Raw genomic sequence first — 22,390 nt, forward strand, 5'->3', positions numbered from 1 at the left:
CGCGCCAACGCGAAATCAGCGCAAACACCGTGACAGACCGCGCCGGCCGGGTTAAGCGCCCGGCGGGCGCGTTTTCCATGCGGTGAGGCTGACTTGTCATTACGGACGATCGAGGCGCTGGACGCGCTCCACGAGGACTATGACGCGTTCCTGTGCGACGTCTGGGGCGTTCTGCACAATGGCGTGACGGCCTGGCCGGAGGCTTTCGGCGCGCTGCAGCGCGCGCGGTCGGCGGGCAAGACGGTCGTGCTGATCACCAACGCGCCGCGCCCGCACGCCCAGGTCCGCCAGCAGCTCGGCCTGCTCGGCGTCCCCGAGGATGCCTATGACGATGTCGTCACCTCGGGCGATGTGACGCGCGTCCTCATCTCCGAGGCGCCGCGCCGGCTCTTCCACATCGGCACCGAGCGCGACCTCGCCCTGTTCGACGGGCTCGATGTCGAGTTGGTCGAGGAACCCGAAGCGTCGGCCGTCGTCGTCTCCGGCCCCTATGACGACGAGACCGAGACGCCGGACGACTATGCGGACATGCTGCGCCGGCTGCGGGCCCGCGACCTGCCGATGATCTGCGCCAATCCCGACATCGTGGTCGAGCGCGGCGACCGGCTCGTCTACTGCGCCGGCGCGATCGCCCGCGCCTATGCGCTGCTCGGCGGCCGGACGCTGATCGCCGGCAAGCCGCACGGGCCGATCTATGCCGAGGCGATGCGGCGCATCGAGGCCGCCCGGGGGGCGCCGGTCGACCGCGCCCGCGTTCTGGCGATCGGCGACGGGCTGACCACCGACGTCAAGGGGGCCATGGACAACGGGTTCGATCTGCTGTTCGTCTCCAACGGGATCCATGCCCGCGACTATGGCGAGCCGGGCCGACCGGATCCGCAGCGCCTCGATGCCTATCTGCGCGACTTCGGCGCCGATCCCGTCGCCACCATGGTGCGGCTCACCTGACCGGCCGCGATCATGTGATCGAAGTCAAGGCGCGCTTTGGCGGCGCTTGCCAATCTGGCCGAAAACGAGCGGAGGAAATCCCATGTTCAAGACGATCATCGCCGCCTATGACGGATCGGATCATGCCAAGAAGGCCGTCGAAATGGCCTGCGACGTTGCCCGCCGCTACGAGGCGACCCTGCACATCGTGCACACCCCGCAGGTGCCCGGCGAGACCATGATGGTCGGCTATTCCGCCGTGCCGCTGCCGCCGAGCGCCGAGGAACTCGAAAAGGCCGGCGAAGAAGCGATCGGCAAGGCGAAGGCCATCGCCGCCGAGCATGGCGTCGCCGAGCCGGTGACCCATGTCCGGCCCGGTGATCCCGGCCGGACGATCGTTGAATACGCAAAGACCAACGAGGCCGATCTGATCGTCATGGGCCGGCGCGGGCTTGGCAATTTCGGCGCAATGCTGGTCGGAAGCGTGACGCACAAGGTCTCGCAACTGGCCGAATGCGCCGTGCTGACGGTCAAATAGCCTAATCGCGCGGCGGCTGGACGAGCCCGCGCTCGGAGGCCGGCCGCGCGATGCATCGCTCGAGCCAGGCCATAACACGGGGCCGCGTGTCCATCTCGAAGGCCTCCTCGGCCTCGTAGAACACCTTGGCGCCGCGCACCCACGGGAAGATCGCGATGTCGGCGATCGTGTAGTCCTCGCCCATGATCCAGTCGCGCCCGTCGGCAAGCTGGCCTTCGAGCACGCCGAGCAGCCGGCGCGATTCGTTCATGTAGCGCTCACGCGGCCGCGGATCGTCGATCTCCTTGCCGCCGAACACTCCGAAGAAGCCGTACTGGCCGAACATCGGACCGACGCCGCCCATCTGGAACATGAGCCACTGGATCGTCTCCAGCCGCCGCGCCGGATCGGCCGGCAGCAGGCCGCCGTGCTTTTCGGCCAGGTAGATCAGGATCGCGCCCGATTCCCACAGGCCAAAGGGCTCGCCGCCCGGTCCGTCGGGATCGATGATCGCGGGGATCTTGTTGTTGGGATTGAGCGACAGGAAGGCGGGCGTCGTCGTCTCCGACAGCTTCACCGTGTGCGCCTCGTACGGCACACCCAGTTCCTCGAGCGCGATCGAGACCTTCACCCCGTTCGGCGTCGGATAGGAATAAAGCTGCAGAAGGCCCGGGTCGCGCGGCGCCCACTGGCGGGTGATCGGAAAGTCGGCAAGCGATCTGGTCATGATGTCCCCTCGTGCGGCGGCCGGCTTCGCGGCCGCTCGATCTGTTCCGGCGCGCCAGAGATAGGTCCGCCCGGGATCGAAACAAGCGAGAAGCTTGACACGGCGCTCTCACAAAAACGTGCTGCACCGATTGGCGCACGATGGCCGCCTTCCCATATCCGGAGGCGGAGGCCTTCATGACCGACAGACCCAAACGCACCGAAACCGACACGATGGGCGCGCTCGAAGTGCCCGCCGAACGCTACTGGGGCGCGCAGACGCAGCGCTCGATCGGCAACTTTCCGATCGGCGAGGAACGCATGCCGGCGCCGCTGATCGCCGCGCTCGGGCTGATCAAGAAGGCGGCCGCCGAGACCAACGCCGCGCTCGGCGTGATCGATGCCGAACTAGCCGGCACGATCGCGCGCGCCGCCAGCGAGGTCGCCGAGGGCAGGCTGGACGAGCATTTCCCGCTGGTCGTCTGGCAGACGGGGTCGGGCACCCAGACCAACATGAACGCCAACGAGGTGATCGCCAACCGGGCGATCGAGATGCTGGGCGGGGAGATGGGGACCAAGACGCCGGTCCATCCGAACGACCACGTCAACGCCAGCCAGTCGTCCAACGACACGTTCCCGACCGCGATGCACATCGCGACCGCGCTCGAAACCCATGACCGGCTGTTGCCGGCGCTCGATACGATGATCGCTGCGCTGAACGAAAAGGCGAAGGACTTCGCCGACATCGTCAAGATCGGCCGCACCCACACCCAGGATGCGACGCCCCTGACGCTCGGTCAGGAGTTTTCCGGCTATGCGGCGGCACTTGAACTGTCGCGCACGCGCATCGACCACGATCTGGTCAATGTTTACGCGCTCGCGCAGGGCGGAACGGCGGTCGGCACCGGCCTGAACGCGCCCGAGGGCTTTGCCACAGGGTTCGCCGCGCGCATCGCCGAGGCGACGGGCCTGCCGTTCAAGACCGCGCCCAACAAGTTCGCCGCGCTCGCCAGCCACGCCGCGCTGACCGATTTCCACGGCTCGCTGAACGCGCTCGCGGCCGACCTGTTCAAGATCGCCAACGACATCCGCTTTCTGGGCTCGGGGCCGCGCTCGGGGCTGGGCGAACTGATCCTGCCGGCCAACGAGCCGGGCTCGTCCATCATGCCCGGCAAGGTCAACCCGACCCAGGCCGAGGCGCTGTCGATGGTCGCCACGCAGATCATGGGCAACCACACCACCATCACCATGGCCGCCGCGCAGGGTCATTTCGAACTGAACGTGTTCAAGCCGGTGATCGCGCTGAACGTGCTGCAATCGATCCGGCTCGCCGCCGACGCGATGGCCTCGTTCACCGAGCGCTGCCTTGCCGGCATCGAGCCCGACCGCGAGCGGATCGCCGAACTGGTCGAGCGCTCGCTGATGCTGGTGACCGCGTTGACGCCTCATATCGGTTATGACAAGGCGGCGGCGATCGCCAAGGCCGCGCATACGAACGGCACCACCTTGCGCGAGGAAGCGGTCGGCGGCGGCTACGTCACCGAGGACGAGTTCGACCGCATCGTCAGGCCCGAGGCCATGGTCGGCAGGTCGGCCTGACGAGGGGGAAGCCCATGACCGGACCGATCAGACGCGTGATCGAAAATGTCGAGGACTATCCACGCCCGCCGGCGCTCGAGCCGACCGACGACATCATCCGCATCGTCTTCGCCGGCCGGACCATCGCCGAGACCGACGAGGCCTTTCGCGTGCTCGAGACGTTTCACGCGCCAACCTACTATTTGCCGATGGCTGCCTTCGCCGAAGGCGTTTTGCAGCCGGTCAAGGGCACGTCGCTCTGCGAGTGGAAAGGCCGCGCCAGCTATTTCGACATCGTCGCCGACGGCCAGCGGGCGCAGCGCGCGGCCTGGTCCTATCTCGCTCCGACGACCGCCTTCGCGCCGATCAAGGGCTATTTCGCCGTCTATGCCGAGCCGATGGATGCCTGTTTCGTCGGTGGCGAGCGCGTCGAGCCGCAGCCGGGCAACTTCTATGGCGGCTGGGTGACGAGCTGGATCGCCGGGCCGGTCAAGGGCGCGCCCGGCACGACGCACTGGTGATCGGGCCGGCCGGCGCGAAAAATCGTCGATCGCGGTGATCCGTCCGCCGCGCGCGGCGTAAAGCGGATCAGCCGGATCGATGGTTCCCCCGATCAACCGCTCGCCGGCCGCTTGGACGGGCTTCCCGATCGCCCCGAAAGGCTTTCACGCCGCGCCAGACCGTCAAGACGGTGGCGCGGCCTTTTTTTGCGCCGCGCGCAGCCGTCCGGCGATGTCGGCGATCTGCGGCGGCACGTTCTCGGGCGCCGTGAACAGGCACGCCTCGGACCGAAGGATCACTCCGTCGGTGAGGACCTTGAGCTGGTTGGCCCGCAGCGTCGAGCCGGTCGAGGTGATGTCGACGATCGCGTCGGCCTGGCCGGCCGCCGGCGCGCCTTCGGTCGCGCCCAGGCTCTCGATGATCCGGTAGAGCTGGATGCCGTGCTCCTGACTGAAATGGCGCTGGGTCAGCCGCCAGTATTTGGTGGCGATCCGGAACCGGCGCCCGTGCCGGGCGCGGAACCCGGCGGCGACCTCGCCCAGATCGGCCATCGTCTCGACATCGAACCAGGCCTCGGGCACGGCGACGACGACGTCCGCCTGGCCGAAGCCGAGCCGCGCGGCGAGGTCGAGCCGCGTTTCGCTGTCGGCAAAGCCCTCGCGCACCAGATCCTCGCCGGTGATGCCCGCATCGATCCGGCCCGCGCCCAGTTCGCGCGCGATTTCGGACGCCGAAAGGAACGCGATCTCCAGATCGTCGCGGCCCTCGACACGGGCGCGGTAGGAGCGGCTGTCAGCCGGCGGGATGACCGTGATCCCGATCCCGGCAAGAAGGGCGAGCGCATCGTCCCTGAGCCGGCCCTTCGATGGCATGGCGAGCGTTGCAGGGTTCATGGCGCGTCTCCCGCGACGGCCGCCACCCGGTCGAGCCAGACCGAAAAGCCGACGCCGGGGGTCGGGTGCGGCGCGCCGAGCAGCGGCAGCAGCCGGTCGTAGCGCCCGCCGCCGGCCAGGACCGCGCCGTCGGCGCCGCGCATCTCGAAGACGAGCCCGGTGTAATAGTCGAGCTGGCGGCCGAAGCTCGCCCGGTAGACGATCGCGCCCGGATCGAGCCCGTGGCCCTCGAGCGCTTCGATCCGCGCACCGAACGCGGCGATCGCCGCCGCCAGATCGAGGCCCGCCGTGCTCTGCCACGCCGCGAGCGCATCGGGCGCGTTTTGCAGCGGCACGGCGATCGCCAGGAAGGCGCGCAGCGCATCGAGCCGGGCGGGGTCGGGCGCAAGGCGCGCCGCTTCGACCTTGGCGAGCAACCGGCCGGCGATGTCGGCGGCGGTGCGTCCGCCCGTCCCGGGCAGGCTGGCCGCGCGCATCTGCGCGCTTATCGCCTCTTCAAGCGCGGCGCGGTCGCCGGCGCGCGCCGGTTCGGCGATCGCCTCGGGCATCGCCGGCATCGGCGCCGGTCTGCCGAGCCGTTCGAGCGTGGCTGCGAGCGCCGCATCGCTGCCGAACGCATGCGCCAGCGTCAGCCGCCAGCCGGCCGGCAGCCCCAGTTCGGCGAGCACGGCGTCGAACACGGTCTGGTCGCCGATCACGATGGCGCGGTCGTCGGCCACAACGCCGAGCCGTTCGAGCACGGCGGCCGCATCGGCGACCGAGCGCGCATCGGCGGCGACGGTGTCGGTCGCGCCGATGTCCTCGATGCCCGCCTGCAGGAACTCGCTCGGCCCGGCGCGGCGCTGGCGGAAGACGGTGCCGACATAGCCGTAGCGCGCCGGCCCGCCGCCCGCGGCTACATGGTCGCGGCAGACGGGAATGGTAAATTCGGGCCGCAGGCACAGCGCCTCGCCGGTCTCGCTTTGCGTGACGAAGATGCGCCGGCGCAGTTCCTCGCCGGCCATGTCGAGAAACGGGTCGGCCGGCTGCAGCACCGGCACGTCGATGCGCGCCGCGCCGAGCCCGGCGAGGATCGTCTCGATATCGGCCCGGGCCGCGAAGGATCGAAGCGCGTTCATCGGGCGGCGGCCGTGGTCGGCATAACCTTGTCGCAATACCCCCACCCTTCATCCCTCCCCTCAAGGGGGAGGGAGGACAAAGGCACCTCGCGCAATTGATCAACGGCTGTGCCGGGCTCGACCTTCAGCAGATCGGGGTGCGATGCCAAGGTCCTCCCTCCCCCTTGAGGGGAGGGATGAAGGGTGGGGGTGGAAATTCGTCCCATTACGTCACGCCCAAATCGCGCAATATGGTCTCAATGCAGCCATCGAGGTTTTCGTCGAGTTCGCCGGTTTTGATCCGGTGCACGCGATAACCCAGATCGGCGAGTTTTGCATCCCGCCGCGCATCGCGCGTCATGCCATCGGCGGTGACGTGGTGTTCGCCATCGAGTTCGATGACGAGGCGGTGCGATTGAACGACGAAATCGACAACATACGGGCCGATCGGTGCCTGTCGGCGGACGTGGACGTTGTAGTTGCCGCGAAACTGTCTCAGCTCGGACCATAGACGCCGTTCACCTTCGGTCATCTCGCGGCGCAACGAACGGGCGCGCTTGATCGCAGAACGTTCGACGCGCGTCGGAGACATGGCTACCCCCACCCTTCATCCCTCCCCTCAAGGGGGAGGGAGGACACGCGCACGGTCGCGGGGTTGGCAACGTCTGTGCCCGGCGCCGTGTTCTGAGGTGCGGATGCGGCTGCTGAGGTCTCCCCTCCCACGCTTGCGGGGGAGGGGTAAGGGGTGGGGGTGACTGCGCCGGCAGAGGCCACCTCACCCGTCCCTTTGCGCGGCGAGCAGCTTTTGCACCTCGGCCACCAGATCGGCTTCGTCGATCTCGAACTGACCGGGGCGGGCGGCGCGGTATTCCTCGTTGCTTTCGATTGCGGCGGCTTCCTTGCGGCCCTCGATCATGTCCTTGATCTGGATCTTGCCCGCCGCGCGCTCGTCCGAGCCCTGGATGATGGCGATCGGGCATCCGCGCCGGTCGGCATAGCGCAATTGATTGCCGAACTTCTTGAAGTTGCCCTGATACATCTCGGCGCGGATGCCGGCTTCGCGCAGGGCCTGCGTCATCTTCTGGTAGCGCCCGAGCGCCTCCGTGTCGCCATCCATGACGGTCACCAGCACGGGCGCGACGACCTCCTCGGTGCCGAGCTGGCCGAGATTCTTGAGCGCCGTCATCAGCCGCGAGACGCCGATCGAAAAGCCCGTCGCCGGCACGTCCTGGCCGGTGAAGCGTTTCACCAGGCCGTCATAGCGCCCGCCACCGCCGACCGAGCCGAACTGCACCGTCTCGCCTTTTTCGTTGACGACATCGAAGAGGAGCTCGGCCTCGTAGACAGGGCCGGTATAATATTCGAGGCCACGGACGACCGAGGGGTCGATACGGATGCGGTCTGGGCCGTAGCCCGCCGCAAAGAGAATTCTTCTGATTTCTGACAGTTCTTCAATGCCCAGCGCGAACACTTCGTTCTCCAACAAGGCGTTGACATCGAAATCGAACATAGTGTTGGGCATGAGCGTAGTTGCTGCCGCTTGCTGCCCAGGCTTGGTGGAAAGGTCGTAGGATTTGATCGAGACCGTTGATTTTGACAAGCCAACGAGAGCCTTGATCTGCTCCTCGTCCAGCCCCGCACCCGGCGTGAAGTCACCGCTCTCATCCCTACGCCCTGCACCTAAAAGCTCCCGCACGCCATCGATGCCGAGCCGGTCCAGCTTGTCGATTGCGCGCAGAACCGCAAGCTTCTGGCCTTCATCGGTGACGCCGATCGCCTCCATCACGCCGTCCAGCACCTTGCGGTTGTTCACCCTGATCACATAGTCGCCGCGCGCGATCCCCAGCGCCTCCATCGTGTCGGCCATCATCATCGCCATTTCGGCGTCGGCCTGCACGCCCGGCGCGCCGACCGTATCGGCGTCGAACTGCATGAACTGGCGGAACCGGCCCGGCCCGGGCTTTTCGTTGCGGAACACCCAGCCCTGCCGGTAGGTCCGATAGGGCAGCGCGATCTCGTTGATGTTCTGCGCCACGTGCCGGGCGAGCGGCGCGGTGAGGTCGTAGCGCAGGCTCATCCACTGCTCGTCATCGTCCTGCAGCGAGAAGACGCCCTCGTTCGGCCGGTCCTGATCGGGCAGGAACTTGCCGAGCGCATCGGTATATTCGAAGGCCGGCGTTTCGACCGGATCGAAGCCGTAGCGCTCGAACACGGTGCGGATCTTCGCCACCATCTCGTCGGTCGCGCGAATGTCGGCGGCGGAACGATCGGCGAAACCGCGCGGCAGGCGGGCCTTCAGCTTGGAGGGCTTTTTCTTCTTGTCGGACATCAGGGATGCTTTTTCGGGGAAACCTGAACGGAAAAAAGCGCGCGAAAACGCGCGCTTTCCCTAGACGAGCGGCACCGGTGCCGCAAGGGCGGGGCCCGGCGGCCCCGCGATCAGTAGTAGGGCGACACGCAGGGCTTGCGCGGGCCGTGATAGGGCTGGAACGTGTTGTCGCTGACGCGGTACGACCGGTACTTGGCGTCGCACCAGCGCACATGGGCGTGGCTCAGCCGGATGATGCGCGGCGCCACGCGCCGTGGCGGCTGGTACGGCCGCACCGGGATGTAGCGCTGGCGCGGCACCACGATCACGAAGGCGCGATGCGGGAACCAGTGGCCGCGATAGTGGCGATAGCCGTGCCGCTTGTAGCGGTAGCCGCGATGGCCATTGTAGTAGACATGGCCGCCATGCCAGCGGATGCCGACGCTGACATGGCCGCGTCCGCCCACCTTGATGACATCGCCGGCGGTCGTCGGCGCGGCGGCGGGCAGTTTGGCGGCCGGCATGGCGCTGGCTGCGGGCGACATGGCAAGGCCGGCTGCAATCGCCAGTCCGGCGGCAAGCGCGATGCGCCTCATGCCCTTGGTGGCGTGGTTCATTCTTCCGGGGCTCGGTATGCTGGGGGTCATCGGAACTCTCCCGTTCCTGTCGTGGCGGTCCCTTCCACGGTTAATAAAGCATGAATCGCCCGATGGTTCAAAGAAACCGCCGTGAGATCGCCCGGAAGGTCGACCGATAGGGTTAACGATCGCGGTGCCGCTTGCGCCGGTGGTAGGTCAGCGCCAGCGCGATGCAGTGCCGCACCGCCGCCTCGTCGACGGGCTCGCCGTACGGCAGGACGATCGCCCGGTTTCCTTCCAGATGCAGGCGATCGCCATAAAGGTCGCGGAACGTGTCGACCAGGCCCGTATGGCAGATGAACATCAGCGCCTCGTCGCCATTGTCGCGCGTCTGAATGCGCACCGAACTGCCGGTACGCGGTTGTTGCGGTGTGAAACTGTGCTCGCCCCACTTGATGCTTTCGGCGAGCGGCCCGAGGTCCGGCACCGTCTCGGCGGCCTGGACGATCAGCGTGCGCGCCCGGCCTGTCATGGCCGCACGAAGGCGGCGCGGGCCACCTCCACCTCGCGCCGGCACCAGCAGCCCTCGACATGGTCGTTGACCAGCCCCATCGCCTGCATGAAGGCGTAGACCGTCGTCGGCCCGACGAACGACCAGCCGCGCTTTTTCAGTTCCTTCGAGATGGCGGTCGAGGTCGGCGTCTTCGTCATGGCGGTCAGCCCCGGATAGTCGGCGACCGCCGGACGCTCGTCCGGGCCCGGCTCGCGGGCCCAGAACCAGGCGGCGAGCGAACCGGCCTCTTCTCGAAGCTCGATCGCGCGGCGGGCATTGTTGATCGTGCTTTCGATCTTGCCCCTGTGGCGCACGATGCCGGCGTCGCCCAGAAGGCGCGTCACGTCGTCCTCGCCGAAACGGGCGACCGCCTCGATGTCGAAGTCGGCGAACGCCGCGCGGAAATTGTCGCGCTTCCTGAGGATCGTCAGCCAGGACAGGCCCGACTGGAAGCCCTCGAGACAGAGCTTTTCGAACAGGCGCCGGTCGTCATCCACGGGCCGTCCCCATTCGTCGTCATGATAGGCCAGATAGTCCGGCTTGCCGCCATGCCACCAGCAACGCACCCTGCCGTCCTCGCCGCGCATCAGCCCCTCGGGCAGCGTCTCATCGTCCATTAACCGCGTTCCTTCACTGCCCGTTCACCGCGTGCGCCAACCGCCCGCTAACCTTGCCAAAGGCTTTCCGCGCCGGCGACGGGTTTATCAATGGCGATTCATATTTTGCTTGGCGGCCGGAGTCATGGTCCGCAACCAGCGCTCCTGACAGATCTGTCCGGAGCGGATCGGCAACACGTTTCGAGCAGGACCGATGATGACCATGACACTTCGCGCCGCGGCCGCAGCCGCCGCCCTGACGTTCGCCTTCGGCACGGCCGCCCACGCCAACGACCGCTACGCCACGCCGCCACCGGTTGTGCTCAGCCCCGATCTGAGCCGGCCCTGGGTGATGCAATTGCAGGGCCCGGCCGCCCAGGGCGTCCGGTCGGGCGCACCGCGCGTCGTCGTCCGCCGGCCCGCCGGCCAGCGGCAGGTCTACCAGCCGCGTGCCGTCCAGCAGCAGGCCGCGCTCGCCCAGCCGCCCAAGCCGCGGGTGCGCGACATCGACCCGGTCTACCTGCCGCAGACCGTCGCCTACCATGGCGGCGAGAAGGCCGGCACCATCGTCATCGATACGCGCGACCGGTTCCTCTATCTGGTCAACGGCGACGGCACGGCCAAGCGCTACGGCGTCGGCGTCGGCAAGGAAGGGTTCGAATGGCGCGGCACCGAGACGATCACCCGCAAGGCGGAATGGCCGAGCTGGCGGCCGCCCGCCGAGATGATCCGCCGCGAGGCGAAGAAGGGCCGGCACCTGCCGACCTACATGCCCGGGGGGCCGCAGAACCCGCTCGGCGCCCGCGCGCTCTATCTGGGTTCGACGCTTTATCGCATCCACGGAACCAACCAGCCATGGACGATCGGCCAGGCCGTGTCGTCGGGCTGCATCCGCATGCGCAACCAGGACGTCGAGGACCTCTATACGCGCGTCGGCGTCGGCACCAGGGTCATCGTGCGCTGACATCGCCGCGCCACGCGCGCGGCAGGGCGGGCTCCAGCGGCCTTTTGGGGCTTGGCGGGGCCGCCCGTCTGGGCTAAGAGCGGGCAAAAGACGAGGTATTTCAAGCTGCGCCGCCCGCTTCTCACCGTTGCCCTTCTTCTGTCGTCGAGCTCTCTGGCTGCCGCCGAGTTCCAGTTCTCGGCCTATGGCGGCTGGCAGACCGCGCCGCACAGCCTGGTCGAGATCACCGGCATCGGCGCCGAAAGCTTCACCGCCGGCTGGCAGGGCAAGTCGTTCCAGACGCCGCCCTACTGGGGCCTTCGCGGCACCTACTGGTTCGACCGCTGGGCGCCGCAATGGGGCGTGTCCATCGATTTGACCCACGCCAAGGTCTATGCGGACCCCGAGACGTTCGCCAACGACATTCCGGACTGGTCGCGGTTCGAGTTCTCCGACGGCATCAACATCCTGACCGTCAACGCGATGCGCCGCTTCCAGCGCTGGAACGGGTTCGAGCCCTATCTGGGCGCCGGCGTCGGCCTGTCGATCCCGCATGTCGAGGTGACCCGTCCCGAAGGAACCACCTTCAACTACCAGGTCGGCGGCGCCGCCTTCCAGGCGCAGATCGGCGCCAACTACTATTTCAACGACTGGCTGTCGGTGTTCGGCGAGTATCAGTTCAACTACGCCATGAACGATCTGACCCTCAGCGAGGGCGCCACGCTGAAGACCAACATCATCACCAACGCGGTCGTCGGCGGCGTCTCCGTCCACTTCTGAGACCTGCGCTGTCAGCGTCCCGTACTGCTCCGGGCCTCGCCGGCAGGCCGGGCACGCAACATGCGCGCAGACTTAACCGCACATTAACCGCGACGGTTAACCATAAGGGCCGTGAAAGAAGGCCGCGCGTATGGTCGCGCCGCCTGTCTCGGTCAGGGTTCAAGTCAATGAAACGGTTTCTGCTCACGCTCGGCGCTGGCGCGCTTTCAGCCTCGGCCGCCCATGCGGCCGATATCGACATCATCGAGGCTCCGATGCCCGCCAGCAGCGGCGCCTACGTCGCCGCGCGCATCGCCGGCGCATTTCCCGCCAACACCGATTTCGACCTTACGGTCGTGCCGACCAACATCGTCAACGACTACAAGACGATCGGCTATGGCGGCGCGTTCGCGGTCGGTTACGGCTATGGCATCGGCGTTGGCGCGGTGCGCGCCGAACTGGAGGCGGGCATGCTCTCGCAGGAGATCGAAAGCCACACGCTGACCGCGCTGCCCGCGACGCTCAGCGATCCGCTCGCCTTCGGCACAACCGAGATCCTCTACGGCACGATCAACGCGGCCGTCGACATCGAGGCCGGCATGGGCTTTCGGCCCTTCCTCGCCGGCGGCGTCGGCTTGGCCCAGGTCAACTTCAAGAACCACGGCGTGACGCTGGGCGCGCCGGTCGGCCCGCTCGGTCCGGGCCCCGTCACCGCGATGAACGACAAGGATACGGGCATCGCCTGGCACGTCGGCGGCGGCGTCGGCTACGCCATCGACGACCAGGTCACGATCGAGGCGGCCTACCGCTATTTCGGCGTCAGCAACGTCGAACTGACCGCCGTCGACGGAACGGTCTCTTCGGTGCCGATCCGCCAGCACCAGGTCACGCTGGGCATGCGCTACGGCTTCTGATCCACAGCGGTTCTGGAGAAGCAACGGGCGGCCTCGTGCCGCCCCTTTTGCGCGTTGGCCGGTTCTTGAGCGCTTTCGCCGGGATTGCGCTACCCGGCCGCCTCGACGAGGGCGTCCAGCGACGTGCGCGTGGCGGGCTTCGCCTCGGGCACGCCGTCGGGCCGGTCGCCGCCATAGGCCCATTCGAGCAGTTCGACCGTGTGCACGATCGGGATGTCGGTGCCCGAGCCGATCTGCGTGATGCAGCCGATATTGCCCGTGGCGATCAGGTCGGGCCGGGTCGCCTCGATGTTGCGCACCTTGCGCGCCTTCAGTTCGGCGGCGATCTCGGGCTGCATGATGTTGTAGGTGCCGGCCGAGCCGCAGCACAGATGCCCCTCGGGCGGGTCCTTGACCGCAAAGCCGGCCTTCGAGAGCAGGTCCTTGGGCGCGCGGGTGATCTTCTGGCCATGCTGCATCGAGCAGGCCGAATGATAGGCGACCGTCAGGTTCGGTTCGATCGCCGGTTCGGGCAGGTCGAGCGTCGCCAGATACTCGGTCACGTCCATCGCCAGCGCGCTGACCTTGGCGGCCTTGTCCGCATAGTCCGGATCGAGCCGCAGCATGTGGCCGTAATCCTTGATCGTCGTGCCGCAGCCCGACGCGGTGATGACGATCGCGTCGAGACCGCCGCGCTCGATCTGGGCTGTCCAGGCATCGACGTTGCGGCGCGCGGCTTCGAGCGCGTCGTCCTCGCGGCCCATGTGATGGACGAGCGCGCCGCAGCAGCCCTCGCCCTCGGGCACGACGACCTCGACGCCGAGCCGGGTCAGGAGCCGGATCGTCGCCGCATTGGTCTCGGGCCGCAGCACCGGCTGGGCGCAGCCGGTCAGGATCGCCACGCGGCCGCGCCGTTCGCCCCTGCCCGGATAGGCGGCTGGCACGGCGTAGATCGTCGGACGCGCGATCTGTCGCGGCGCCAGATCGAGCATCGCGCCGAACCGCCTGAGCGGCCCGACCGCCTTGAAAAGCGGCGCGAAGGGTCGGCCCAGCCGCGCCGCCTGGAGCGCCGCCCTGAACCGGCCGGGATGGGGCAGCACGAAGGCGAGAACGCCACGGGTCAGCCGGTCGAAGAACGGGCGCCGGTAGGTCTTTTCGATATGCGCGCGGGCATGATCGACCAGATGCATGTAGTTGACGCCCGACGGGCAGGTCGTCATGCAGGCCAGGCACGACAGGCAGCGGTCGATGTGCAGCACGGTCTTTTCGTCCGCCGGCCGGTCGTTTTCCAGCATGTCCTTGATCAGGTAGATGCGCCCGCGCGGACTGTCGAGCTCGTTGCCGAGCGTGACATAGGTCGGACAGGTCGCCGTGCAGAAGCCGCAATGGACGCAACTGCGCAGGATCTTCTCCGAGTGCGCGGTGTGCGGGTCGGCGAGTTGCTCCTGCGTGAAGCTCGTCTGCATGGCAAATTGTCCTTGCGGTTCAGATCCACCAGGTCTGCGGGTCGTCGATCGGCTCGCCGCGTCCGAGGCGCTGGATACCCTTGATCAGCCGGATGATCGCCCAGATGAACACGGCGACCATGATCAGGAAGCCGATGCCGATGAAGGCGAGGATGAGGCCGACCAGCGAGAACAGGACGGCGATCCAGAAGGTGCGGATCAGCCAGGTGTAGTGCGTCTCGACATAGCCGCCCGCCTTGCCACGGTTCATGTAGGCCATGATCACGCCGACGATTGAAGTCAGGCCGACGATGACGGAAAGGAAATAGAGAATGTAGATGAGCTGGGCGTTCTTCGGGCCGGCGTCGAACCAGCCATCCGTCGAAAGCGGTTGATGGTTGCCCGGTTCGGGCGTCTGCGGTGCGTTGCTCATGATCGGCTATCCTTGCTGCGGTTCGGTCAGGCCGCCCTGCGCACGGACGCGAAGGGTCGGCGGCCGCAATTGAACACGCCATCGGGATCGATTGAAGAACGGATTTTCTCGCTGAGCGCGGCGACCGGCGCCGGCTCGGGCTGGAAGACCGATGTCCGCGCCCGCGCATCTTCGCCAGTCCGCACCAGAAGCGCGTGACCGCCGCCATGGGCGGCAAGGCTCGTCCGGACGCGGTCGGCCTGCGGGTCTTCGCCGGAAATCCGCAGCCAGACCAGTCCGCCCTGCCAGTCGAAGAAGGCCTCGCCCTCGGTCTGGCCGAGGATATCGGCCGCAACGGCATGGCCGGCCATGGGCGCGGCCGAGATGCGCCAAACCGGTGTCTCCGTGCCGTCGGCAAACGGCGCAACGTCGCGGATCGCCGCCCAGGCGCGTTGGGAGGCCGCCGCGTCGAGCTGGGCGATATCGTGACCCGCCCCCAGTTGCGGTGTCAGCCGCCCGATCCGTTCGGCGATCGACACGGCAAAGCCCTCAAGCCGCAGCAGCGTCGTCGGCCGTCCGGCGCGTCCATCGGCCAGAACACGACCGGCGATCGGACCCGGCAGATTCGCGGCACCGGAAACCTCGGCGCTGGTGCCCATCGCGCGGGCCATCAGCTTCGCCGCGTCCGCCGCCCCGGGCCCGTCGACGGCGAGCGTGACCTCGGTTTCGGGGCGCGGCAGCACCTTGAACGCGACTTCGGTGATCAGTCCCAGCGTGCCCCACGAGCCCGCCATCAGCTTGACCAGATCGAGCCCGGTGACGTTCTTCATCACCCGGCCGCCATTGCGGATCGCCTCGCCGCGCCCGTTGACGAAACGCACCCCCAGCAGCGCGTCGCGCGCCGCGCCGGCCAGGATGCGCCGCGGGCCGGACATGTTGGTCGCCGCGATGCCGCCGATCGTCTGCCCGGCGTTCGAGCCCAGAAGGCGGCTCCAGTCGGCCGGCTCGAACATCAGTGCCTGGCCGTTTTCGGCGAGCGCCGCTTCGATGTCGGCAAGCGGCGTGCCGGCGCGGGCGACGACAACCAGTTCTTCGGGATTGTATTCGACGATGCCCGCAAGGCCGGTCGACGCGATCGCCGCGTCCGCCGTGACGGGCTGGCCGACCCCGGCTTTCGATCCGGCGCCGGCGATGGCGAGGGTCCGTCCCGCGCCCCGGGCCTCGGCGACCATCGCGCAGGCCTCGGCCTCGTCGGCGGGGACGAGGGTCTGAAGATCAGTCACCGTCACGATGCGCCCTGCCGCGAAAAGGACAGCGGAAACACCTTGGACGGGTTGAGGATCCAGCCCGGATCGAAGGCCGCGCGCACGGCCATCTGCTGGTTCAGATCGGTCTCGGAGAACTGGTGCAGCATCAGGTCGCGCTTTTCGATGCCGACGCCGTGCTCGCCGGTCAGGCAGCCGCCGGCATCGACGCACAGCTTGAGGATGTCGGCGCCCGCCAGTTCGGCCTTTTCCGCCTCGGCCGGATCGTTGACGTCATAGAGGATCAGCGGGTGCATGTTGCCGTCGCCGGCATGGAAGACGTTGGCGACGCGCAACCCGTAGCCGGCGACGATCCGGTAGGTTTCGCGCAGGACGTGCGAGAGCTGGCCGAGCGGCACCGTGCCGTCCATGCAGATATAGTCGGCGATGCGGCCGGTCGCGCCGAAGGCGCTCTTGCGCCCCTTCCAGATCTGGGCCGCCTCGGTCGCCGACTGGCTTTCCTTGATAGAGGCGACGCCGTGCCTTCTGGCGATGGCGATGATGCGCGCGAGCATGTCATCCATCTCCGCCTCAGAGCCCTCCACCTCGATGATCAGAAGCGCCTCGACGTCGAGCGGATAGCCGGCCTTTGCGAACGCCTCGCAGATCTCGATCGCCGGCTTGTCCATGAACTCGATGGCGACCGGAATGATGCCCGCGCCGATGATCTCGGAGACACAGGCGCCGGCGACTTCCGACGAGTCGAAGCCGAACAGGACCGGCCGCGCGCCCTCCGGTTTGGCGAGCAGCCGCACGGTCGCCTCGGTGATGATGCCGAGCTGGCCTTCGGAGCCGCACAGCAGGCCGAGCAGATCGAGCCCGGGCGCATCGAGCGCCTTGCCGCCCAGATCGACGATCGTGCCGTCGAGCAGCACGACCTTCGCGCCGAGCAGATTGTTGGTGGTCACGCCATATTTGAGGCAGTGCGCGCCGCCCGAATTCATGCCGATATTGCCGGCGATCGTGCAGGCGAGCTGCGAGGACGGATCGGGCGCATAGAAGAAGCCGTCGGCGGCGACACGGTCCGAAATGGCAAGGTTCGTCACGCCCGCCTGCACGGTGCAGGTGCGGTTGTCGTGGTCGATCTCGAGGATGCGGTTCATCCGGCTGACGCCGATGACGACGGCATCCTCCTGCGGGATCGCGCCGCCGGCGAGCGAGGTCCCGGCGCCGCGCGGCACCACCGGAACGCCCTGTTCGGCGCAATAGGCCAGTACGGCGGCGACCTCCTCGGTCGTGCCCGGCAGGACGACGGCCAGCGGAACGCGCCGATAGGCGGTGAACGCGTCGGTCTCGAAAGGCACGAGCTCGCGCGGATCGGTGACCAGTGCTTCGGTCGGGACCAGATCCGCGAGTCCCGCGACGATCGCCTCGCGGCGGGCGAGCACGTCCGGGTCGGGCGTCAGAAATGCGATCTCGTTCATCGTGTGTCCTCCCGACCGGCGGTCGTGCGACAGATCCGGTCATTGCGCCATCGCGCCCGGCGTCGGGCAGGTCAAGCCGGCTTTCGCGCGATACCGGCAAAGTGGTAAAGAAAGATTACCACTTGTGCAAGCCTGCCGCAACCACGTATGCCGCATCGGCGCGCGCTGGACTTCCGGACGCGCCGCGCCACATCCGATGATGATGGCCGGGCATTGCCGCGCCGCCGTCGGCTGCGGCATTTTGTCATCCCGGCGTGATCACGCGTGCCTCTTGCCGGTGGGAGAAGGTGGCACACTATTTGTTCGCGGGTGGATCGAAAAGGCACTGCGGTGGGCATGAGCAACTTCGGCGATCTGGAAATCTTCGCCCGCGTGGTGGCGGCAGGCAGCATGTCGGCCGCCGGCCGCGAACTTGGCCTGTCGCCGGCCGTGGTCTCCAAACGCCTGCGCCGGCTCGAAGACCGGCTCGGCACCCGCCTTCTTCAACGCACAACCCGGCAGATCGCGCTCACCGAAGCCGGACAGGGCTTCTACGAACGCGTGGTTGCGATCCTCGCCGGTGTCGAGGAGGCGGAGGCCTTCGTCTCGCGCCGGTCCGCGATGGCGCGCGGCACGCTGAAGGTGAGCGCGCCGACCTCGTTCGGGCGGATGCACATCGCGCCGCATCTGATCCCGTTCATGAAGGCCAATCCCGACCTTTCGGTGAACATGCTGCTGTCGGACGATCTGGTCGACATCGTCGGCGATGGCTTCGACGTGGCGATCCGGATCGCCGAACTGGCCGATTCGAGCCTTGTCGCCCGCAAGCTTGCGCCCGTGCGCCGGGTGCTGTGCGCAACGCCGGACTATCTGGAGGAGAACGGCACGCCCGAGACGCTGGCCGAGCTCGCCGAGCACAATTGCCTGACGCACCAGACCTCCGACACCTGGCGCCTCGAGGGCCCCGACGGCCCGGTCACCGTGCGCCCGCACGGCAACCTGTCGACCAACTCTTCCGAAGTGATCCGCGAGGCGGTCCTCGCCGGGCTCGGCATCGCCCTTCGTTCGACCTGGGACATCGGCAAGGAACTGTCGGCGGGCAAGCTCGTCCAGGTGCTGCCGGACCATCACGGCTCGACCAACACCGCGATCTACGCGATCTATCCGTCGCGCCAGTTCCTGCCGGTCAAGGTGCGCTTGTTCATCGACTATTTCGCCGAGCTGTTCGGCTCCGAACCCTATTGGGAGCGCGGCGTGCCGGCGACGGTGCCGGACATCAGGCCTCAGCCGGACGGCGCGGACGGCACCGAAGCGGGCGGCTCGGGCGGTCGCACCGCGACCGGTCCCGTGCGCGGCGGCTACCGCGCCAACGGCCAAGGCCGCGACGAGACGGCCCCCGCCGGCGAATAGCGGCGAGTGGAAAGCCCGTTCAGGCGAGCATGGCGCACAGCAAGGCTTCGGTGCGGCTGACGACGATGCCGTCGACGATCATGTGATCGCCATCGGCGAAGTCGCGACTGCACTGTTCGGCGACCAGCCGCCTGCGCGTCGTCTCGCAATCCGTGCGGTGCGCCTGGGCCAACAGTGCCTTGCTGCCGAGCTCATCGGCAATGCGCCGCGCGCAGCGATATTCGGGGGCCTCGCGGACCACGGCGCGACCGAATATGCGAAGGGTCTGTTGGTCCGCGCCGGCGAAGAAGGCCGGTGTGTTGCGCGGCACCGCGCGGCACGCCAGAAGGCCGCCGCCATAGGCCGCGACCGGTACGGCCATCAGCGCGCCGGACAGGAGCAGAAGCGATCGTCGTGTCATCTTCGGCATTGTCCTCAAAGGGCCAGCGTTTCGGCGAGATGGTCGGCCATGCGGATCGCCAGCGCCACGATGGTCAGTGTGGGGTTGGCTGCGCCGCCGGTAGGAAATACGGAACTGCCGGCGATGTACAGATTGGGTACGGTGTGCATCCGGCCGTCGCCGTCGACCACGCCGCGACGGGGATCGGTGTGCATGCGCGTCGTCCCCATATGATGATAGGCCGTGTAAATGCCGCTCAGATCGCCGTCTTCAGGCAAGCCGATCCGCAACCGGCCGAGGCCGGCTTCGCCGAATGCGCGGCCGATGATCTCGTGGGTGCGTCGCAGGCTTTCCAGATCGGCGGGCAGAATGCGCCAGTCGAGCGTCGTGCGGCGCAGACCGAGCGCGTCGCGATCGGCGTTCAGGAGCACGCGGCTGTCCGGATTGGGCGCCTGCTCGGCATCTTGCCAAAGCAGGACATCATCGATCTCGCCCCCTTCGCTGATCCGGCGTCGAATATGCCGCGACAGGCCGGTGATGACCGAACCCGGTGACTCGGCGACATTGCAGACCCGCTCCGCAAACCGGTCGGGCACTTCCCCGCGCGCGAACGTCTTGGCGAGCGCGGAAAAGGACAACCAGGCATGATCGCGGAAATCGTCGTTCTGCGCCTGGTCCTTCCATACGATCGTGAAGAAGGCCGTGTTGTTGAGCAGGTTCTGCCGGCGCATGAGCGCAGCCTGGACCTTCAGTCCGATCAGAAGCGAACTCGTATCGGTGACCTGGCGGTAATAGCCTAGATCGCGCCGACTGTCCGACAGCGCGATCTGGCTCGCCTCGATGTGCAGATGGTCCATGAAATGGCGCCCGACCAGATCGTTCTCGTTGCCGAGTCCGGCCGGCCGCTGGCTGTCGGCGTTCAGCAGCAGGCGCGCATTCTCGATGCCGCCGCAGGCCAGAACGAACTTTTTCGCCTTCACTGTGGCGGTTGTGCCCGACAGCGCGCCGACGGTGACATGATCGACCATGTCGCCGCTCTCGCCCAGAACGATGTCGGTCACGTTGGCATTGATCAGGCAGCGTATGGTCCGCGCCTTCTCGATGTCGCCCAAATAGGCGTCCGCAAAGCGTGTGGGCGGGCTCTGCTGATAGAAACCGTGATCGAGCAACGCGCCGGGCAGCGGCAACGGGTCTCCGGCAAGCAGGCCTTCCCACTGCTCGGTTGAATAGCGGTACTCGCCCAGTTCCAGATAGTCGTGGGCGCGGGCATAGAAGGCGTCGAGAGCCGAGCGCGCAAACGGCCATTCGATGTTGCCGTTGCACGCGCGCGCTTCAAAGTCGATTTCGTCGAGTGGCGCGCACATACCGGTCCAGTGCTGCGTGGTGCCGCCGAACTGACGCAGGCGCGAATAGACAAGATCGGTGTTGTCATGGCCGGCCAGCGTGCCCTCATAGAGCGCCTGGGTCGCGTTGTCGTAGCCGACGGCGCCGCCTTCGAGCAGCACGACCCCGACGCCCTTGGCGGCCAGTTCGAGCGCCAGCGGAATGCCGGCCGCTCCGGCGCCGACGATACAGACTTCAGCCTCGAACTTCTCTGCCGTTGCGATCGACTGGAGATCGACAATCATGGGGCGCCCCCGACGTTCAGGGGGCCGCATGGAGTGAACCGGCGCAGCGACGCCCCGCATGCATGATCGGACCCCCGAAGTCGGACCTCGACGGTCCGGTCGTGGTTCGGGCGGCGGCGAATAGCGGCCACCGGTCAGTTCTCGAGCCGGTCGCGCTCCGCATTGCGGTGCCGGATGCGCCGCACGATCATCCAGATCGTGAAGATCGTCACCGGCACGAACAGCGCGATCATCACGTCCGTGCTCAGCCCCGGCAGCTGGCCGCCGACGCCCTTGATCGCATAGGCGAACAGCCCGACGATGTAATAGGAGACGGCGGCCACCGACAGGCCTTCGACCGTCTGCTGCAGGCGAAGCTGCAGCTTTGCGCGCCGGTCCATCGATTCCAGAAGATCGCGGTTCTGCTTTTCCACCTCGACGTCGATGCGCGTGCGCAACAAATTGGCCGCGCGCGCCAGCTTGCGCGACAGATTGGCCTGGCGTTCCTCGACCGCCCGGCACGTGCGCATCGCGGGCGCCAGCCGCCGTTCCAGAAACGAGCGCCACATGTCGAAGCCGGGCAGGGGCTCTTCCTCCAGCGCCTTGAGCCGGTCGCTGACGATCTCGTCATAGGCCCGGCTCGCACCGAACCGGTAAAGGCTCGAGGCGGCGTCCGCTTCCAGTTCGCCGGCCAGCACCGTGATGTCGTCGAGCAGATGCTCGGCACCGCCCGGCTCGATCTTGCGCATCCGGTGCGTCAGTTCGGCCAGCCGGTCCTCCGCGCTGCGCATGCGCGGCGACAGGCTCTGAGCGAGCGGCAGGCCGAGCATCGCCATCGTCCGGTAGATCTCGATGTCGAAGAGGCGCTGGGCCAGCGCGCCGGTCCGCTGCGGGGTCAGGCCCTTGTCGAGCACGAGGATGCGGGTCAGCCCGTTCATGTCCTGCCGGAAATCGGTGGCGACCAGCGCGCGGCCGCCTTCGGTGGCCGACATGCACAGCGTCTGCCGGTCGAACGGCTCCAGCCATTTCTCGTAATCGTCGTCGTAGGGCCGCACGTCGATGCGGACCGCCGAGATCAGCGAGCCGGGCGCGGGAAACGCGTCGCCGAACGGGTGGCCGCTGAGCGGCTCGTCCGGCGAACCCGGCAGCGGGCCCTCCCACAGATAGGTCGAGGCCTCGGTATGCCGTTCCCACCACAGGCTGCCCGGCCCGGTGCGGATGCGGTGGTGCCGCGCCGCTTCGGTGGGAGGCGCGACGCCGTGCTGGCGCGACAGTTCGGCGAGAACCGCCTGGTCGACCGATGCCCCGCCATCGGTGATGAAGCACAGCTTCAGGAGGGCGCGCGGCGACTTGACCGATGGCGCCGGCCGCGCATGGACCTCGCCGGTCGCAGCGGCACGCTGCTCATGCACCGGAAAGCCGAACGGTCCCGACCGTGCCACGGTCTCGGGGCGATCGGACAGTTTCTCATTTCGGGTCCTCGGCCGGTCCTGTTCAGCGCCGCCGGCCCGTTCCTGATCGAGTGTGGTCACATGGTTCTCCTCTTGAGCGCACCGTACCGTGTATCGCCAATCCGGCTTGC

At 67.6% G+C, this 22,390-nt stretch carries 23 protein-coding genes; 8 read left to right on the forward strand and 15 right to left on the reverse strand.

Annotated features, from left to right (window positions below; translation table 11 throughout):
* Positions 1-93 precede the first annotated feature (93 nt).
* Positions 94-948 carry a TIGR01459 family HAD-type hydrolase gene (locus tag E0E05_RS02235; protein WP_131615214.1) on the forward strand — a complete coding sequence of 285 codons (855 nt, stop codon included), beginning with the start codon at positions 94-96 and terminating at the stop codon, positions 946-948.
* 82 nt (positions 949-1,030) lie between these two features.
* A complete protein-coding gene (locus tag E0E05_RS02240; protein ID WP_158629250.1) occupies positions 1,031-1,465 on the forward strand; it encodes a universal stress protein in 435 nt (144 codons plus the stop codon).
* Position 1,466: 1 nt separating this feature from the next.
* Here the strand turns inward: E0E05_RS02240 and E0E05_RS02245 are convergent, their stop codons facing one another.
* Entirely contained in the window at positions 1,467-2,171 is a 705-nt protein-coding gene (locus tag E0E05_RS02245) for a glutathione S-transferase family protein (protein WP_131615218.1), read from the reverse strand.
* Between the two features lie 176 nt (positions 2,172-2,347).
* On the opposite strand from E0E05_RS02245, the gene fumC reads away from it, so the two are divergent.
* Positions 2,348-3,748: a class II fumarate hydratase gene (gene fumC / locus E0E05_RS02250; protein ID WP_131615219.1), complete on the forward strand. Its 1,401-nt coding sequence runs from the start codon at positions 2,348-2,350 to the stop codon at positions 3,746-3,748.
* Between the two features lie 14 nt (positions 3,749-3,762).
* Entirely contained in the window at positions 3,763-4,248 is a 486-nt protein-coding gene (locus E0E05_RS02255; protein WP_131615220.1) for a DUF427 domain-containing protein, read from the forward strand.
* A gap of 162 nt (positions 4,249-4,410) precedes the next feature.
* On the opposite strand, the gene hisG is transcribed toward E0E05_RS02255, so the two are convergent.
* The 7 genes from hisG to E0E05_RS02290 all read right to left on the reverse strand — a co-directional run bounded on the left by hisG (position 4,411) and on the right by E0E05_RS02290 (position 10,274).
* Positions 4,411-5,121: an ATP phosphoribosyltransferase gene (gene hisG, locus E0E05_RS02260; protein ID WP_131615222.1), complete on the reverse strand. Its 711-nt coding sequence runs from the start codon at positions 5,119-5,121 to the stop codon at positions 4,411-4,413.
* Complete coding sequence (locus E0E05_RS02265; RefSeq protein WP_131615223.1) at positions 5,118-6,239, reverse strand: ATP phosphoribosyltransferase regulatory subunit; 1,122 nt, start codon at positions 6,237-6,239, stop codon at positions 5,118-5,120. Before E0E05_RS02265 ends, hisG begins: the two co-directional genes overlap by 4 nt.
* 205 nt (positions 6,240-6,444) lie before the next feature.
* A complete protein-coding gene (locus tag E0E05_RS02270; protein ID WP_131615225.1) occupies positions 6,445-6,810 on the reverse strand; it encodes an endonuclease domain-containing protein in 366 nt (121 codons plus the stop codon).
* A 183-nt stretch (positions 6,811-6,993) separates the two neighbouring features.
* Positions 6,994-8,547 carry a histidine--tRNA ligase gene (hisS, locus tag E0E05_RS02275; RefSeq protein ID WP_131615226.1) on the reverse strand — a complete coding sequence of 518 codons (1,554 nt, stop codon included), beginning with the start codon at positions 8,545-8,547 and terminating at the stop codon, positions 6,994-6,996.
* 110 nt (positions 8,548-8,657) lie between these two features.
* A complete protein-coding gene (locus E0E05_RS02280; RefSeq protein ID WP_244597881.1) occupies positions 8,658-9,143 on the reverse strand; it encodes a BA14K family protein in 486 nt (161 codons plus the stop codon).
* 142 nt (positions 9,144-9,285) lie between these two features.
* Positions 9,286-9,636 (reverse strand): DUF1801 domain-containing protein, encoded by a 351-nt coding sequence (locus tag E0E05_RS02285; protein WP_131615228.1) that lies wholly within the window; start codon positions 9,634-9,636, stop codon positions 9,286-9,288.
* Complete coding sequence (locus E0E05_RS02290; RefSeq protein WP_131615229.1) at positions 9,633-10,274, reverse strand: DNA-3-methyladenine glycosylase I; 642 nt, start codon at positions 10,272-10,274, stop codon at positions 9,633-9,635. Before E0E05_RS02290 ends, E0E05_RS02285 begins: the two co-directional genes overlap by 4 nt.
* A gap of 196 nt (positions 10,275-10,470) precedes the next feature.
* Between E0E05_RS02290 and E0E05_RS02295 the strand changes: the two genes are divergently transcribed.
* The 3 genes from E0E05_RS02295 to E0E05_RS02305 all read left to right on the forward strand — a co-directional run bounded on the left by E0E05_RS02295 (position 10,471) and on the right by E0E05_RS02305 (position 12,869).
* Positions 10,471-11,217: a L,D-transpeptidase gene (locus E0E05_RS02295; RefSeq protein WP_428977588.1), complete on the forward strand. Its 747-nt coding sequence runs from the start codon at positions 10,471-10,473 to the stop codon at positions 11,215-11,217.
* A gap of 105 nt (positions 11,218-11,322) precedes the next feature.
* Positions 11,323-11,976 carry an outer membrane protein gene (locus tag E0E05_RS02300; RefSeq protein WP_131617860.1) on the forward strand — a complete coding sequence of 218 codons (654 nt, stop codon included), beginning with the start codon at positions 11,323-11,325 and terminating at the stop codon, positions 11,974-11,976.
* Positions 11,977-12,143: 167 nt separating this feature from the next.
* A complete protein-coding gene (locus tag E0E05_RS02305; RefSeq protein WP_131615232.1) occupies positions 12,144-12,869 on the forward strand; it encodes an outer membrane protein in 726 nt (241 codons plus the stop codon).
* Positions 12,870-12,958: 89 nt separating this feature from the next.
* Here E0E05_RS02305 and glcF read toward each other — a convergent pair whose 3' ends face one another.
* Genes glcF through E0E05_RS02325 form a run of 4 tightly spaced genes read right to left on the reverse strand, consistent with a single transcriptional unit; the run spans position 12,959 to position 17,433 of the window.
* Entirely contained in the window at positions 12,959-14,314 is a 1,356-nt protein-coding gene (glcF, locus tag E0E05_RS02310; RefSeq protein ID WP_131615234.1) for a glycolate oxidase subunit GlcF, read from the reverse strand.
* Between the two features lie 19 nt (positions 14,315-14,333).
* Entirely contained in the window at positions 14,334-14,726 is a 393-nt protein-coding gene (locus E0E05_RS02315; protein ID WP_131615235.1) for a DUF4870 family protein, read from the reverse strand.
* A 26-nt stretch (positions 14,727-14,752) separates the two neighbouring features.
* Complete coding sequence (locus E0E05_RS02320) at positions 14,753-15,937, reverse strand: FAD-binding protein (RefSeq protein ID WP_131617861.1); 1,185 nt, start codon at positions 15,935-15,937, stop codon at positions 14,753-14,755.
* 53 nt (positions 15,938-15,990) lie between these two features.
* Entirely contained in the window at positions 15,991-17,433 is a 1,443-nt protein-coding gene (locus E0E05_RS02325) for an FAD-linked oxidase C-terminal domain-containing protein (protein WP_131615236.1), read from the reverse strand.
* Between the two features lie 336 nt (positions 17,434-17,769).
* Between E0E05_RS02325 and E0E05_RS02330 the strand changes: the two genes are divergently transcribed.
* Positions 17,770-18,822 (forward strand): LysR family transcriptional regulator, encoded by a 1,053-nt coding sequence (locus tag E0E05_RS02330; protein WP_131615238.1) that lies wholly within the window; start codon positions 17,770-17,772, stop codon positions 18,820-18,822.
* A 19-nt stretch (positions 18,823-18,841) separates the two neighbouring features.
* Here the strand turns inward: E0E05_RS02330 and E0E05_RS02335 are convergent, their stop codons facing one another.
* The 3 genes from E0E05_RS02335 to E0E05_RS02345 all read right to left on the reverse strand — a co-directional run bounded on the left by E0E05_RS02335 (position 18,842) and on the right by E0E05_RS02345 (position 22,271).
* Positions 18,842-19,222, reverse strand: a complete 381-nt coding sequence (locus E0E05_RS02335; protein ID WP_131615240.1) for a hypothetical protein — start codon at positions 19,220-19,222, stop codon at positions 18,842-18,844.
* Between the two features lie 14 nt (positions 19,223-19,236).
* Entirely contained in the window at positions 19,237-20,829 is a 1,593-nt protein-coding gene (locus E0E05_RS02340) for an FAD-dependent oxidoreductase (protein WP_131615241.1), read from the reverse strand.
* 134 nt (positions 20,830-20,963) lie between these two features.
* On the reverse strand, positions 20,964-22,271 hold the full coding sequence (locus E0E05_RS02345; RefSeq protein WP_244598029.1) for a DUF3422 family protein: 1,308 nt from the start codon (positions 22,269-22,271) through the stop codon (positions 20,964-20,966).
* Between the last annotated feature and the right edge of the window lie 119 nt (positions 22,272-22,390).

This window comes from Roseitalea porphyridii, assembly GCF_004331955.1.
Classification (GTDB): Bacteria; Pseudomonadota; Alphaproteobacteria; order Rhizobiales; family Rhizobiaceae; genus Roseitalea; species Roseitalea porphyridii.

What these genes read in the sequence shown, in the direction of transcription:
- E0E05_RS02240 (WP_158629250.1), top strand. Translation starts at nt 1,031, where the DNA reads ATGTTCAAGACGATCATCGCCGCCTATGACGGATCGGATCATGCCAAG.
- E0E05_RS02245 (WP_131615218.1), bottom strand. Translation starts at nt 2,171, where the DNA reads ATGACCAGATCGCTTGCCGACTTTCCGATCACCCGCCAGTGGGCGCCG.
- fumC (WP_131615219.1), top strand. Translation starts at nt 2,348, where the DNA reads ATGACCGACAGACCCAAACGCACCGAAACCGACACGATGGGCGCGCTC.
- E0E05_RS02255 (WP_131615220.1), top strand. Translation starts at nt 3,763, where the DNA reads ATGACCGGACCGATCAGACGCGTGATCGAAAATGTCGAGGACTATCCA.
- hisG (WP_131615222.1), bottom strand. Translation starts at nt 5,121, where the DNA reads ATGAACCCTGCAACGCTCGCCATGCCATCGAAGGGCCGGCTCAGGGAC.
- E0E05_RS02265 (WP_131615223.1), bottom strand. Translation starts at nt 6,239, where the DNA reads ATGAACGCGCTTCGATCCTTCGCGGCCCGGGCCGATATCGAGACGATC.
- E0E05_RS02270 (WP_131615225.1), bottom strand. Translation starts at nt 6,810, where the DNA reads ATGTCTCCGACGCGCGTCGAACGTTCTGCGATCAAGCGCGCCCGTTCG.
- hisS (WP_131615226.1), bottom strand. Translation starts at nt 8,547, where the DNA reads ATGTCCGACAAGAAGAAAAAGCCCTCCAAGCTGAAGGCCCGCCTGCCG.
- E0E05_RS02280 (WP_244597881.1), bottom strand. Translation starts at nt 9,143, where the DNA reads ATGAACCACGCCACCAAGGGCATGAGGCGCATCGCGCTTGCCGCCGGA.
- E0E05_RS02285 (WP_131615228.1), bottom strand. Translation starts at nt 9,636, where the DNA reads ATGACAGGCCGGGCGCGCACGCTGATCGTCCAGGCCGCCGAGACGGTG.
- E0E05_RS02290 (WP_131615229.1), bottom strand. Translation starts at nt 10,274, where the DNA reads ATGGACGATGAGACGCTGCCCGAGGGGCTGATGCGCGGCGAGGACGGC.
- E0E05_RS02295 (WP_428977588.1), top strand. Translation starts at nt 10,471, where the DNA reads ATGACCATGACACTTCGCGCCGCGGCCGCAGCCGCCGCCCTGACGTTC.
- E0E05_RS02305 (WP_131615232.1), top strand. Translation starts at nt 12,144, where the DNA reads ATGAAACGGTTTCTGCTCACGCTCGGCGCTGGCGCGCTTTCAGCCTCG.
- glcF (WP_131615234.1), bottom strand. Translation starts at nt 14,314, where the DNA reads ATGCAGACGAGCTTCACGCAGGAGCAACTCGCCGACCCGCACACCGCG.
- E0E05_RS02315 (WP_131615235.1), bottom strand. Translation starts at nt 14,726, where the DNA reads ATGAGCAACGCACCGCAGACGCCCGAACCGGGCAACCATCAACCGCTT.
- E0E05_RS02320 (WP_131617861.1), bottom strand. Translation starts at nt 15,937, where the DNA reads ATGGTCGCCGAGGCCCGGGGCGCGGGACGGACCCTCGCCATCGCCGGC.
- E0E05_RS02325 (WP_131615236.1), bottom strand. Translation starts at nt 17,433, where the DNA reads ATGAACGAGATCGCATTTCTGACGCCCGACCCGGACGTGCTCGCCCGC.
- E0E05_RS02330 (WP_131615238.1), top strand. Translation starts at nt 17,770, where the DNA reads ATGAGCAACTTCGGCGATCTGGAAATCTTCGCCCGCGTGGTGGCGGCA.
- E0E05_RS02335 (WP_131615240.1), bottom strand. Translation starts at nt 19,222, where the DNA reads ATGACACGACGATCGCTTCTGCTCCTGTCCGGCGCGCTGATGGCCGTA.
- E0E05_RS02340 (WP_131615241.1), bottom strand. Translation starts at nt 20,829, where the DNA reads ATGATTGTCGATCTCCAGTCGATCGCAACGGCAGAGAAGTTCGAGGCT.